Below are 15,205 nucleotides of genomic sequence, written 5' to 3' on the forward strand. Positions count from 1 at the left end.
GAAAATGGAAAGGATGCTTCCACGTACCGAGAGGACTGTATCAGTGCTGGAAAACACTGGAAACGATCTATTAAAAATAAAATACTATGTTAAAGAATCGAATTATTGGAATATTTATATTGCTTCTTCTATTTTTTTCATGCCAGCAGAAAGAGGAAGTGATATGTTATGGAACTCCTACTAATGACTTAATAAAGTTGCTGGATGAGGAAGGATATCGACTTCGTATCTATTCATCGGTGCATGAAGCACTACAGAAAGCCCCAAAATAGGCGGGCGTATTATTATTGAGTGAATCCTATCCTAGGGAGGGAGTGAAGCTCGATACAGCTGACCAAAAAATAATCAAAGAAAAATCACTGCGAGTATTTATGGAGTTTCCACAATGTGTAGGAGCTACTGAATGGGTGACAGCCGATACATTGGAATTGGAACGTATTGTGGTATGTGATTCATTGAATTCACTACTTCCCTCCATGAGCTTACTTTCGTTTCAACGCTGTATTATGAAACAAACCCCAGATCCGATTGCTAATCCCTTGTTAGTAGCTGCAAAAGTGGCAGGCTTCAATGATGCGGTTTATGGACTGAAAGATACACCCACTCAACCGATACTGTATTTTCATAATGACCAACTTCTCCTTTCAGCCACTTGTATGAGTAATTTTGCTGAAGGCCGTTACTTACCGGAACAACGGGTAAAGGCACTGTTCGAATATATTTTTCAGTGGTTGTTAAATAGAGAAACATTCACTTTTTCTACTTGGACTTCTTATATTCGTCCGACTTATACAGCTACTGATGTGTTGCCGAAAGATGCAGGAATGAATAGCATTAAAAAAGGAGTAGAATGGTTCTACAATGGACATTTCTTGGTGCATTCCGATTGGAAGCATGATTGGGCTGATAAATATATGGGTAATGGTATTGCCCCGGTAGGGCCTGAACTTCCACGCAACTTTAAAGATGGGGACGGGTCATTAGGTATTTTGGAAGGACATATGTCCGGTATTAAATATGACGGTACGCAGATGTATCGTTACTGGATGCGTGATGATGTTCAAGGAGAAGCTTCGTTCGCTTTTGCAGCTGCCGGTACACTACTGGATAATTCACAATATACAAAGGTAGCTGCCAATTTACTCGACTATTCATTTACCGAGTATAGAGATTCAGTACGCAATGATCCCAAATCCCCATCATATGGTCTGTTAGGATGGGCTTATACACATAAAGGCACTTATTATGGCGATGATAATGCCCGTTCATTATTAGGTTCCATCGCTTCATCAGCATTGATGAATAATCCTAAATGGGATAAACAAATAGTTGAGGGCATTGTAGGTAATTTCCGTACTACGGGATTAAATGGATTTAGAGGACAAAATATTCTTGAGCCTGATTTACAGAAACGCGGCTGGAAATCATACTATAATGCTGACCTGGTAAATCTGCATGCTCACTTTGAGGCCTGGAACTGGGCTTGCTATCTTTGGCTCTATAACCAAACACATTATCAGCCGCTGCTTGAACGCGTGAAACGTGGAATAACCATGATGATGGAAGGATATCCGGAACAGTGGTCGTGGACTAACGGCATTCAACAAGAACGTGCCCGTATGATTCTGCCGCTAGCATGGCTCTATCGGGTAGCACCAACAGAGGAACACTTAGATTGGCTGCATTTTATGACAAATGAACTACTTAGAAATCAAGTGCCTTGTGGAGGTATTCGCGAAGAACTGGGTGATGAGTCGAAAAGTCTTTTTGGGCGTACTCCTTCCAATGCGGAATATGGCAACAACGAAGCACCACTAATTTTTGACAATGGCGATCCGGTTGCTGATATGCTTTATACAACAAATTTTGCCTTTGTGGGGCTGTGTGAAGCTGCTAAGGCAACTCAGGATACTACTTACATAAAGGCTGTAAATCAAATGCGCGATTTTTTAATTCGTATTCAAGTACGTAGTGATAAATTCAAGAACGTAGATGGTGCATGGTTCAGGGCGTTCAATTATGAAGATTGGAATTATTGGGCTTCGAATGCTGATGCCGGATGGGGGGTATGGAGCACTCTTACCGGATGGATTCAGAGTTGGATTGTAGGTACACAGTTTGTTCTTGAAGAAGATTCATCATTATGGGATATTGCTAACCAAAAAGATGTTTCTACTGTTGCCAGTGAGGTAATTGAGGAAATGATAACACGCCAACTTTAAATAAGATATATACATATTATTAATAAACTTCTAACTTATGAAACACAAAGCTATGCAAAAAGGTCGTTTTTGTTCTATGAGAATATTATTCTTCTCATTAACAATACTTTTTGTATGCGCATCGAGTAGTTATGCGCAAAGTACAGTCAATGGAGTCGTCATAGATGCGACAGGGTTACCGTTACCCGGAGTCAGTGTGACCGTAAAGGGGAGCGCAACGGGCACAACTACTGATCTTAATGGGCAATTTACCTTGAATGCGTCCAAGTCTGCTACATTAGTGCTATCATATATAGGTATGATAACACAAGAGGTAAAAGTAAACAGCCGTTCTATGATCAATGTTACCCTTCAAGAAGACATTAATAGTCTCGACGAGGTGGTAGTAGTCGGTTATGGTACTCAGAAAAAGATCCATCTCACAGGATCAATATCTTCGGTATCTTCTAAAGAATTATTGAAGTCAACAACAAGCAACGTTTCGCAAGCCTTGGTCGGCAAGTTGCCGGGATTGATATCTCAACAAGCCACCGGAGCCCCGGGAGCTGATGATGTTTCATTGTTGGTTCGTGGACATTCCACATATAATGGAGGTGACGGACCTCTTATTCTGGTAGATGGTGTAGAACGCAGCATGGCGTATATCAATCCTAATGAAGTGGAATCAGTTACTATATTAAAAGATGCTGCCTCGTGTGCAGTGTATGGCATGAAAGCTGCTGCAGGTGTAATATTGGTTACTACCAAACGAGGAACGGAGGGCAAAACTACCATTAATTATAAAGGGTCGCTCACTTTGTCACATGCTACTACGCTGCCTGAATTTATGAACGGTACACACTATATGCAATGGTATAACTATGCTCGCCGCATGGATGGTGAGAAAGCCTACTTTACCGATGAAGAGATTGCCATGACTACCAATGGAGATCCTACTGATGGATTTGAAAATACCAATTGGCAGGAACCTATTTATCGTACTACTTTGATGCATCAACACAATCTTTCCATCAGTGGTGGTAACGAGAAAACCCGTTACTTCCTCAGTGGGGGATTTATGAAACAGAATGGCTTTATTAAAGGTTTTGAGCTGGAACGTGGCAACTTCCGTTCGCACATTGATACGCAAGTGACCAAAGATATCAGCGTGTCACTTAACGTGGCCGGTAAGATTAACGACTATTATCAACCAGGTGGCGACAGTTATGAGAATCAAACGACCAATAATGTGGTGGGAGTATTGCTTTATGCCGCTCCGTTTGTTCCACTCGAATATGAAGGGATGCCGGCATCTGGTTATCGTGGCGCTTCAAATCCTGATTATGCAGCTGGACATTCGGGCTATAGTAAAATACGTACAATGCGTCTGGAGACATCGGCCAAGATAGAATACTCTTTCCCCTTCCTCAAAGGTTTGAAAGCTGGTATGTTTGTAGGTTGGGACTGGCAAGATCGCGATTCACGCAGCTTCAAGTACTCTTACGAATTGATGCTTTATAAACCTGAGTCCAAGAAATATGTACGTCAGTATGCTTCTAATTTGCAGCCAACAGGGGGGATGTCAGTCGGTGACGAGAAAGAACAGCAAGTAGTATTACGCCCTTCTGTCTCATACAACCAAAAGTTTGGTTTGCATGATGTAGGTGCACTATTCCTTTATGAACAAACTGAGCGTAAAGGAAATACGCTGACAGGTTATCGCTCCGATTTTGCACTTCTCGATATTGACGAGTTACCTTTTGGCTCTACTATTCATCCCACCGATGGTAACTTCTCCAGTAGCACGCGCCAGGCCTATGCCGGTTATGTTGGCCGTTTCAACTATGCTTATAATGACCGTTATTTGGCTGAATTTACTTTTCGGTACGATGGCTCTTATCACTTTAAAGAGGGTAATCGCTGGGGATTCTTCCCATCGGCCTCATTGGGCTGGGTTGCTTCTGAAGAAGATTTTTTCAAAGAACTCTTTCCTCAAGTGGAACGCTTCAAGTTAAGAGCCTCTTTCGGTATCTTAGGTAGCGACAATGTTGATCCTTTCCTCTATCGCAAACAGTACGCATGGTCAAAGAATAGTACAGTTTTCGGTACCACTCCACAAGCGGTGAATACCTTGTATAATAAAGTATCTTACCCGATGGAGAATCTTACTTGGGAGAAATGTCGTTCTATCAACGCTGGTTTTGAACTTTCGGCATGGAATGGTCTTTTAGGCATTGAGTTCGATGTTTTTTACAAATATACTTACGATATCCTTCGTTCCATTGGTGGTGTATATCCTCCTTCGCTGGGAGGCCATTATCCGAGTATTGAAAACAGTGGTACGTTTGATAACCGTGGATTCGAGATTACAGTAAAACACCGTAATCACATTGGCAAATTCAATTATAGCCTGAATGGTAACCTTTCGTTTGCCCGTAATAAAATACTGCGTATGACGCAGGCTGACAATACTAAACCTTGGCAGAACCGTCTGGGGACATCGGTAGGGACCATTTGGGGATTGAAATCGCTAGGTCTGTATCAGACACAAGCCGAGATTGACGCAGCTCCATTACCCATCAGCGAAATTCCCCGATTGGGTGACATCCGTTACCTCGATTATAATGGTGATGGACTCATTAGCTGGGATGATGAGGTGAAGATTGCACGCCCCACCACGCCTGAGATGATGTTCTCGTTGATGGCCGACGCCAACTGGAAAGAGTTCGACCTCTCTGTTCAGTTGCAAGGTGCCGCTTTGTGCGACAAGTTGCTTTGTGGCGAATGGAATAACGGTGCACGTGACCAGACTCCACTTACACGTCCTTTCTATGCCGGATGGGATAACGCGCCTTACTACTTGGTAGAGAACAGCTGGCGTCCTGACAATACCAATGCTGAATATCCGCGTCTCAGTACAGTGGCTTATGCTAATAATGCGCAGGTATCTGACTTTTGGAAGCGTAATGGTGCATACGTACGCCTCAAAAATGTAACTTTGGGATACACCTTGCCACAGTCATGGGTAAAGAAATCCGGGATCAGCAATCTTCGCCTGTTTGCCAGCGGCTACAACCTTTTTACTCTCACCGAGTTTAAGTACCTCGATCCTGAGGCGGCCAATGTCATTCAAGGTTACTATCCGCAGCAACGCACCTTTACGTTTGGTGTAGACATAACGTTCTAAACCCTATGTACAACATCTAATAAAATAAATTAGCATGAAAACAAAAAATCTATTACTAGGATTGGCTCTGTCGGCCCTCGCATTGCAATCGTGTAATGTACTCGATATCGATCCTACTGACACCTATAGCGAATCTACAGCCTATGCTTCTATCAAGAACCTGGATCTTTATGTCAAAAGTTTCTATGGCGTGTTTTATAGCAATGCCGATATCAATGTGGGAGCTAATCTGGCCATGGATGATGGTGTGAGTGACCTCATTAAATATTCTTGGTTCAATGTAGCTGAGGGCAGTGTGAACAAACTTTTTTATTACGACAATATGATGAGTCCTGATGGTAATTATCGTTCTAATTGGGATGGCATGTACGAGCAGATTCGCCGGTTTAATGAGTATTTTTACGATGTTCATAGTGGCTTTGCTGATAAATTGGATTCCGATCAGTTAGCCATTCGAACAGCCGAAGTTCGTTTTATGCGTGCTTTTGCTTATCAAGAGCTGGTATTGCGTCATGGCGGTGTAATCCTGCGTATCAACGAAGACCGCGTAGATGATCATAACCAGCGCGCACAAGCTCGTTCGTCAGAAGACGATTGCTGGACTTTTATCCTTGACGAATATGAAAAAGCAGCCCAAATGCTACCGGAAGAATGGACAGGATCGGAGGCAGGCCGCCTTACAAAGGGGGCTGCTTATGGCATGAAAGCCCGTGCCGCTCTCTATGCCAAGCGCTGGCAGGATGCTGTTAATGCAGCATTAGAGGTAGAAAAGCTGGAGAAAAAGGGTGTATATCAACTTCTTTCAGGGACTTCTAAGGACAGTTATATGCAAATTTTCAATACTGTGAATAATAAGGAGCTAATTTTGCCTGTCTATTTTCAACAAAAGACTAAGCAACACATGTTTAATCATTTCTTCTGCCCACCCTATGACACAGAAAAAGCAGGCTTGCAACCTGGCACGTTGGGTGCAGCCGCTACGCCTACCGATGAGTATGCTTCTGCATTTGATATCAAGGTGGGTCAGGAATGGAAATCGTTTGATTGGACCCATTTGAATGAATATTCCGAAGGACCATGGGGAAACCGCGACCCACGTTTCTATGCTTCTATTCTCTACAATGGTGCCAATTGGACAGGACGTCAACTTGAGCTTTACGTAGGTGGTAAAGACGGATACATGGATTTCTCTACATCGGCAAGTCAGGACTATGTGCGCACTAGTACCACCGGTTATATCTTCCGTAAATTTATGGATGAAAGCGACAATATCAACTACGTAGACATTGAAAGTACATCCTACTGGATTGAGATGCGTTATGCCGAGATTATTCTTATCCTTTCCGAGGCCTATGCCCGTTTGGATAAGTTCAAGGAAGCTTACGACTATCTCAACAAGATTCGTACTCGTGTGGGATTGCCTATCTTAGCTCAGCAGTCTACCTGGGACAATTATCTTGAAGATCTCTCGAAGGAACGTGTATGTGAGCTGGGACTCGAAGGACATCGTTGGTATGATCTTGTTCGTTGGGATATTGCTCAAAAGGTACTCAACGGGCAACGACTGCATGGTATCAAAATTGAAAAAACCGGTTCAAGCTTTCTTTATACCCGTGTAGAATGTGACACGCAGGATCGTAAGTTCCCTAAGAAATATAATATTTTCCCGATACCTTCCAGCGAGCTTCGAAATAACATAATGTGTGAGCAGACTCCTAGCTGGAAATAATTATGGTTACCATTTAAATAAGTAGACAATATGAAACTAAAACATATCATAAATAGCTTTTTGGCTTTCTCGCTCTGCCTGGCGGGATGTGTTGACCCTGACGATTTGGTGAGAACCGAAAGTGAAATTACCGATCAACTCATCATTACTGGACGATTTGCAGGTAATGAGAACACTGAGTATGAAACCGTTATCGACCGTGCCAACGGTACTGCTGTAGTGCAGACTCCCTACTACATCTCAGATACAGAACCTATTCAAGGAGATATTACCCGTATGCGACTCAAAGCTACACTTCCTGTGGGTGCCCGTTTTGATCCCCCTTTGTCGGGTATTCACAATTTGAAAGAAGGATTCTCTTCTACCTTAATCGAAGCCGATGGTTCCAAGAAAAACTACACTTTTACAGCTATTTATAAAAAGTCGGAACGTGCCAATATCATTAAGGTCGAACTAGCCAATGTACGTGCTCAGATTGTAGTGGCTGATCCTGTTGAAGAGGGTAAAAAAGGACAAATTATTATCTATAAGACCTCGTCAAGTATTGACGGAGAGTTGCAAAATGCACTTATCACCATTGCTCCATGGGCGACTATTGAATCGGATGCTTACGATCCCGTGACAAAAATCCTCGATTTGAGTGTGATGCCTACCGTTACTATCACTGCACAGGATGGTGTGAAGAAGACGGTATACGAAACTGTGTACAAAACTCCTGAGTTTGTGGAATATGGTGTGGGTTATGTGGCAGGGCTTTTTGGTTTCCAAACTTTGAAAGAAAATTCGCATGGTTTTGAAGTGGGTGCCAATCGCACTATGGCTGTAGTAGATGATTACCTTATCCTTAGCAATAGTAATAATTTCGTCAATATGCCGGTGTTCAACCGATATAACGGCAAGTTGCTTGATCAGGTAAAGGTGAACGTGGCCGGTATACCATCTAATCGTATTATACGTGCTATTACCTCCGATGATAATGGACACATGGTAGCCATGGCTTACGTGAGTACTCGTGCAGGAAGCTATGCCACTCCTTATACGGATGTTAATGTATGGGTATGGAAAAATGGTATAGAGAACACTCCCACATTGATACTTGATAAACCTTTCAGTGATCCAGTTTTCGATCAGGCACCTATGGGAGTTAACTGGAACTATAATATTGATATGGGTAGTTCTATTCACATCACAGGTGACATTACTAGTGGAAAAGCTGTACTCACCACTACGTCTCCTTTCTCATACCGTATGGTATTTATCAGCTTTGTCGATGGCATAATGAGTGGCAAGGCGCATGTGGAATTTGCTAATGTGAGTGGTGCACGTGTAGAAGACTATACGAAGATCCTTACAACTAATACGGAGAAACCTTTCAGCTACATATCTACACCGGCCAATGAAACTAATATGGTGATTTGTGCTCCTGTTGGTGATAGTGCAGACAGAGCTTTTGCTTTTACTGTTCCCGATTCACATTATTGGGGTTGGCAAGGATTCACTAAAGGCATCGATTATGTTGATTTTAACGGCGCAAGATTGTTGGCTGTTCAGAATGGTTCAGGTTCTTTCAATGGAGCACAACGCCTTTATGTGGCTGACATCACCAAGAATCCCAATGCTAATTCTATGAGTGATGGCTTCATCTTTGATTCACAGCAAGGCAATACAATAGGAAATGCAGATGTGCCGGGCGGCGTACCGGGCTCAGGTTACACAGCTACGGGCTATACCTCTCCTTGGGCATTTGATGGAGTGAGCAGTGTGCTTGGTGAGAATATTCCTTGCACAGGTGATGTGATTTTTGCCAAAAGTCAGGACGGATTGGCCGTACAGGTATATATGCTTACTACCGATCATGGCTTGATAGCTTTCGAACTCACAAAGTTCAAAGGCCTGTAAACGGTACCTAACGTTATTTTAATACCATTTAAACGATATTCAAACGACTATTTAAACATCATAAAACAATGAATAAGAAACGTATGAAAAAGATTATTCTTACTTTTGTATCACTACTGATGGGAGGTTTATGCTCAGTATTGGTAGCTTGTTCCGATGAGGAACACACCGTTCCTGTTTTTCCAGAAGACGGCAGTGGAGAAATTGAAATTAAGCCCGACCAGAAATACGATTGGGAAACCAACCGTCAGTCAATCTTGGCTAATACCGATATGGTACTTTTTTACTCGGGTGGTGACCAACGCCCTATTTGGACGCAGGAACGCGCTCAACCCTATATTACTTATGTAGACGAGCAAAACACTTCACACTGGTTCTTTGATAGCTTCCTCATGCTTGAAATCCTCAATACTTCCGACAATTGGCAGACGGTGAGAGAGTATACCAAGGGGATGCGCTATGAATCAGCCACCAAGGCTGAGTGGATGAAACTCATCGATTGTTATTTCAATTCAGAAACTGGTATTGCAGCTATCGAAGCGGGTGTAAAAAAAGCAATGACTACCATTGGGGAACCTGCGTACAAACGCCAGGTAATAATTGGCATTCCTGAGCCTATTGACGTACAGAATGAATTGGTGTCAGGTTCGTCGAGTGTATATTGGGGTGAAATTGATAATGTGTCGCTCGACTTCTCCAAACCTGCTGACCGTGTGAAAGCCTGTAAGTGGTTCATCGATCAAGTGCGTGCTCGTTTCAACGAGAAGAGGTATCAATATGTCGATTTAGCCGGGTTCTATTGGATTGCCGAGGATGCCTCACATACCGGAAATATCATTACCCCCATTGCCAACTATCTGAACGAACTGAAATATAGTTTCAACTGGATTCCGTTCTTCAATTCCGATGGTCACGAGTCTTGGAAAGAACTGGGATTTCACTATGCTTACTACCAGCCCAACTACTATTTTGATGATAAAATACCTCTTACACGTCTTGATGAAGCCTGCAAAGAAGCTTTGCGTTGCAATATGCAGATGGAGATGGAGTTCGAGGACGATGTGTTGGCAGCTCACGGCAAAGCTTACCGTTTGGAAAACTATATGGCAAAATTCAAGGAGTATGGTGTATGGGAAAAATGCCGCTTGGCTTACTATCAGAGTAATAACGCATTGCTTACCTTGAAGTACTCTAGTGAACCGGCTGACGTGGCTCTTTATCATAAGTTCTGCAAGTTTGTTATAGAACGCCCTATCCGTGATTCACATTAACAAGTAAATTTCACATTTGCAATCGAGGGTGTCCGAAGAAGGACACCCTTAAAATTCTTATAAAAAAAGATTTTCCTCGCATTTGAATAGACGATATGCTTATGAACAATAAATACTTTTATCTTATACTACTTTTTTTTATGGTGAGTTGCCAAAGAAATCAAGATCCGGCTACAAATACACTTAGTGAAATGTGCGAACGTTTGTTTCCTCAACATGCTCACTCTTTCCAATTTCAACTTCTGACTGATTCTGTAGATATAGACCGCTTTACACTTGAGTCTGACAATGGGAAGATTCTGATTAAAGGAAACAACCGGAATTCATTGGCCGTAGGACTAAACCATTATTTGAAGTATTACTGTCAGGCACATGTCTCTTGGTATGCTTCGGATAGTGTAGTAATGCCTGCTCAACTACCTGAAGTAGAAGCTCCCGTTATTTTACGTTCAAAATGTAAGAATCGTTTCTTTCTTAATTATTGCACCTTTGGCTACTCTATGCCCTACTGGAAATGGAGTGATTGGGAACGACTTATTGACTGGATGGCTCTGAATGGAGTAACTATGCCATTGGCTATCACCGGTCAAGAGTCTATATGGTATAAAGTATGGACGGAGATGGGACTGTCTGATGAGGAGATTCGTACTTATTTTACAGGTCCGGCTCACCTTCCTTGGCATCGTATGTCAAACGTAGATTATTGGCAAAGTCCGTTACCTCAATCATGGTTGGCAGACCAAGAAAAACTACAGAAATTAATTCTTGAACGTGAACGGGCTTTTGATATGACTCCCATTCTACCAGCTTTTGCGGGACATGTTCCCGCTGAACTAAAAGAACTTTATCCAGAAGCTAAAATCTACACAATGAGTCAATGGGGAGGATACGATGAAAAGTATCGTAGTCACTTCATTGATCCCATGGATTCGCTTTATTCAGTCATTCAACGTCGTTTTTTAGAGGAACAGACAAAAGTGTATGGCACCAACCACATTTATGGTATCGATCCTTTCAACGAGGTAGACTCACCCAACTGGAACGAGGAGTTTTTGTCCAATGTATCTGATAAAATTTATAAATCGATACAAGATGTGGATTCCGCTGCTCAATGGTTACAGATGACGTGGATGTTTTATCATGCCAAAGAGAAATGGACTCAACCCCGTATCAAATCCTTTTTAAATGCTGTTCCCCAAGATAAACTGATTTTACTTGATTATTATTGTGATTATACAGAAATATGGCGTGATACAGAGCAATACTACGGGAAACCTTATATTTGGTGTTATTTAGGAAATTTTGGTGGAAACACTTTTTTAGCTGGTGACCTGAATGATGTAGATTTTAAAATTGATCGACTTTTCAAAGAAGGAGGCGATAACGTATATGGTTTGGGAGTGACGCTTGAAGGTCTTGATGTAAATCCTTTAATGTATGAATTCGTCTTTGAACGTGCATGGGAAAATTCAATGCCTGCCCACCAGTGGATTGCAAATTGGGCCCAATGCAGAGGGGGGAATGTAGATAATCATATTGTTAAAGCATGGAAACAACTATATGAGAAGATCTATACCTCAGCAGCCCTTTGCGGACAAGCAGTATTGATGAATGCTCGTCCACAGTTAGAAGGCGTAGAAGGATGGAACACACTTCCCGGGTACGATTATAAAAATATCGATTTGTGGGAAATCTGGAAGGAGTTGCTGAAAGCTGAAGGAGTATATCATTCTGAATATCATTTTGATGTAATTAATGTGGGAAGGCAAGTTTTAGGTAATCTTTTTGCTGACTATCGTGATAAGTTTACCGATTGCTATCGGAAAAAAAAATTGGAAGAAACTAAGGTGTGGGGACAGCGTATGGACCAACTTTTGCTCGATGTAGATCGATTGCTCTGCTGCAGTCCTGTTTTCTCAATAGGCAAATGGATAAAAGATGCCAAAGATTTTGCAGTGAATGAACAAGAACAAAAATATTATGAAGAAAATGCACGGTGCATTCTTACGGTGTGGGGACAGAAAGATACCCAGCTTAACGATTATGCCAATAGAGGATGGGGAGGATTGACACGTACATTCTACAGAGAACGCTGGAAACGTTTCACAGAAGAAGTAATTGCCGCTATGACCAGGCATAAAAACTTTGATGAAGAGAAATTTCATCAGGATATTACACAGTTTGAGTATGAATGGACATTGAAAAATGAAGATTTTCCAATCACTTCTGAAGAAAATCCAATATCTTTGGCTAAAGAACTGATATTGAAATATGATGATGACTTCCGCTCATTATATCCGTAATTGTTAACTAATTTTTCGTAACTATGAAATTTATAATTAAAAATATTCTGATCATATGCTTATTTTGTTGTGCCTCTTCATTGAATGCACAGCATACATTTCCATACAAGAATCCATTACTTCCCACTGAAGAACGGGTAAACGATCTGTTGAACCGTATGACGTTACAGGAAAAAATAGCTCAAATCAGCCATTTGCAATCGTGGGATGTATTTGACGGACAAAAGCTCAATACCGCCAAGTTAGCAAAGATGTGTGGTGATAAAGGGTATGGCTTTTTCGAAGGCTTTCCACTCACGGCAGCGCAATGCAGGAAGAACTTCCGCATTATTCAAACCTATTTACTGGAGCAGACACGTCTGGGTATTCCGGGTTTTTCGGTAGCGGAGTCACTTCATGGAGTGGTGCATGAAGGTTCTACTATCTATCCGCAAAATATAGCTATAGGCAGTACATTTAATCCTGCATTGGCTTATGAAATGACAAAACATATTGCGGGTGAACTTAATACAATCGGGGTAAAACAAGTGTTAGCTCCTTGTATAGATGTAGCTCGTGAGTTACGTTGGGGCAGAGTGGAGGAATCGTTTAGTGAGGACCCCTTCCTTTGTGCTCGTATGGCTGTAGCAGAGGTTAAAGGATATATGGATCATGGCATTTCACCAATGGCAAAGCATTACGGACCGCACGGCAATCCATTGGGCGGCTTAAATCTGGCATCAGTGGAGTGTGGCATTCGTGATTTATTTGATGTCTATCTGAAACCTTTTGAAGCCATACTGGCTGAAACCGATATTTTAGCAGTTATGTCAAGCTACAATGCCTGGAACCGTGAACCCAATTCAGCTTCAAAATTCATGCTGACTGATATTTTACGTGACCGTTTTGGCTTCCGGGGCTATGTTTACTCTGATTGGGGAGTTATTGATATGTTGAAGAACTTCCATAAAACAGCTGATAATGATTTTGAAGCTGCCAGTCAAGCACTTACGGCCGGTTTGGATGTTGAAGCGTCGAGTCTCTGTTTCAAGTCGCTTGAGAGTAAAGTGCTGGCTGGTGAGTTTGATGTACGCTACATCGACCGGGCGGTGAAACGTGTGTTACGTGCTAAATTTGAATTAGGTTTGTTTGAAGACCCTTATCTTGAGAAAAATTCATATCGTTGGCCGTTACGTGCCAAAGAATGCATTTCACTTTCACGTCAGATTGCTGATGAATCGACAGTACTTCTGAAAAATGAAGGTAATTTGCTTCCATTGGATATAAAGAAACTTCGGTCGGTGGCAGTAATTGGTCCTAATGCAGACTGTGTGCAATTTGGCGATTATACATGGAGTAAAAACAAAGAAGATGGTATCACACCGTTACAAGGCATCTGTCGTTTGGCAGGCAAAAAGGTGAAAGTGAACTATGCCCAAGGCTGTTCTATCGCTTCGTTGGATCAGTCAGGTATTGAAGAAGCTGTACGTGCGGCTCAACAGAGTGATGTTGCATTACTATTTGTTGGCAGTTCAAGTACCGCTTTTGTACGCCACAGCAATGCCTCTTCTACCAGTGGCGAGGGAATTGACCTTAGTGGTGTTGAATTGACTGGTGCTCAAGAGGAACTGATTGAAGCGGTCTGTGCAACAGGTAAACCGGTAGTCCTAATATTGGTAGCCGGTAAACCGTTTGCTATACCTTTCGCTAAAAAAAATGTCCCTGCTATTTTAGTTCAATGGTATGCCGGAGAACAAGCAGGTAATTCCATTGCCGATATTCTTTTTGGTAAAGTAAATCCATCAGGGAAAATTAGTTTTTCCTTTCCTCAAAGTTCCGGTCACCTTCCCGCTTTTTACAATCATTTGACCACTGATAAGGGATTTTATAAAGAGCCCGGAACTTATGAATTGCCGGGACGAGATTATGTGTTTTCTTCTCCGAACCCTCTTTGGGCTTTTGGTCATGGATTGAGTTATACTACATTTGATCTGGTTTCAGCGATTGCCGACAAAACTCACTATCAGGCTCATGACACCATAGCCGTAAAAGTAAAGATTGCAAACAGTGGAGAAGTTGCCGGCAAAGAAGTCGTTCAACTTTACATACGTGATGTTGTCAGTACTGTTATGACACCAATAAAGCAGCTGAAAGCTTTTGAGAAGATAAGTTTGAACCCGGCCGAAACGAAAGAGATCACATTGAAAGTCCCCATACACGAACTCTACCTGACCGATAATATCGGTAATCGCTACTTGGAACCCGGGACTTTTGAGATAAAAGTGGGCACTGCATCAGATCGCATAACCCATCGTATTTCTATCGAAGTAGGGCGTGAACCTGAGAAGACTCCTGTAATTGATTCTCCTCAAATCATTAAAGTCACGCCTAGTGGCGAGTTTATTACTGTACAGGGATTTGTACGTGATGCACAAGCTACTCCAGTAGCTTATGTCACGGTTCGTGCCATTTCATCCGGTCAAGAGACTCAAACTGATGAAAAGGGATTCTATTCTATCAACCTTCGGACTGATGATTCCATAGCTTTTGCCAAAGCAAGATTCATCACTCAACAAATGGAGGTGAAAGGACGCAAAAATATTAATATCAGATTAGTGAAGTAAAGAACTTTAATC

At 42.1% G+C, this 15,205-nt stretch carries 6 protein-coding genes and 1 pseudogene; all 7 read left to right on the top strand.

Features of this window, described 5'->3' with window-relative positions; translation table 11 throughout:
• Positions 1-86: 86 nt before the first annotated feature.
• The 7 genes and pseudogenes from HMPREF2794_RS05615 (at position 87) to HMPREF2794_RS05645 (ending at position 15,193) form a co-directional block, all read left to right on the top strand.
• Positions 87-2,222 (top strand): annotated as a pseudogene (locus HMPREF2794_RS05615) (hypothetical protein).
• Between the two features lie 37 nt (positions 2,223-2,259).
• Positions 2,260-5,388, top strand: coding sequence for a SusC/RagA family TonB-linked outer membrane protein (locus HMPREF2794_RS05620; RefSeq protein WP_070751111.1), 3,129 nt, complete (start codon positions 2,260-2,262; stop codon positions 5,386-5,388).
• 34 nt (positions 5,389-5,422) lie between these two features.
• A complete protein-coding gene (locus HMPREF2794_RS05625; protein WP_010539494.1) occupies positions 5,423-7,117 on the top strand; it encodes a RagB/SusD family nutrient uptake outer membrane protein in 1,695 nt (564 codons plus the stop codon).
• A gap of 30 nt (positions 7,118-7,147) precedes the next feature.
• The gene (locus HMPREF2794_RS05630) at positions 7,148-9,016 is read left to right on the top strand and encodes a DUF5018 domain-containing protein (protein ID WP_010539493.1); all 1,869 of its coding nucleotides are present in this window, start codon (positions 7,148-7,150) and stop codon (positions 9,014-9,016) included.
• Between the two features lie 83 nt (positions 9,017-9,099).
• Positions 9,100-10,287, top strand: coding sequence for a DUF4855 domain-containing protein (locus tag HMPREF2794_RS05635; RefSeq protein WP_246839588.1), 1,188 nt, complete (start codon positions 9,100-9,102; stop codon positions 10,285-10,287).
• Between the two features lie 101 nt (positions 10,288-10,388).
• Complete coding sequence (locus HMPREF2794_RS05640; protein ID WP_029425726.1) at positions 10,389-12,590, top strand: alpha-N-acetylglucosaminidase; 2,202 nt, start codon at positions 10,389-10,391, stop codon at positions 12,588-12,590.
• Between the two features lie 23 nt (positions 12,591-12,613).
• Positions 12,614-15,193 (top strand): glycoside hydrolase family 3 N-terminal domain-containing protein, encoded by a 2,580-nt coding sequence (locus HMPREF2794_RS05645; protein ID WP_010539490.1) that lies wholly within the window; start codon positions 12,614-12,616, stop codon positions 15,191-15,193.
• Positions 15,194-15,205: the final 12 nt, after the last annotated feature.

Source organism: Bacteroides sp. HMSC067B03 (assembly GCF_001811315.1).
Lineage (GTDB): Bacteria > Bacteroidota > Bacteroidia > Bacteroidales > Bacteroidaceae > Bacteroides > Bacteroides faecis.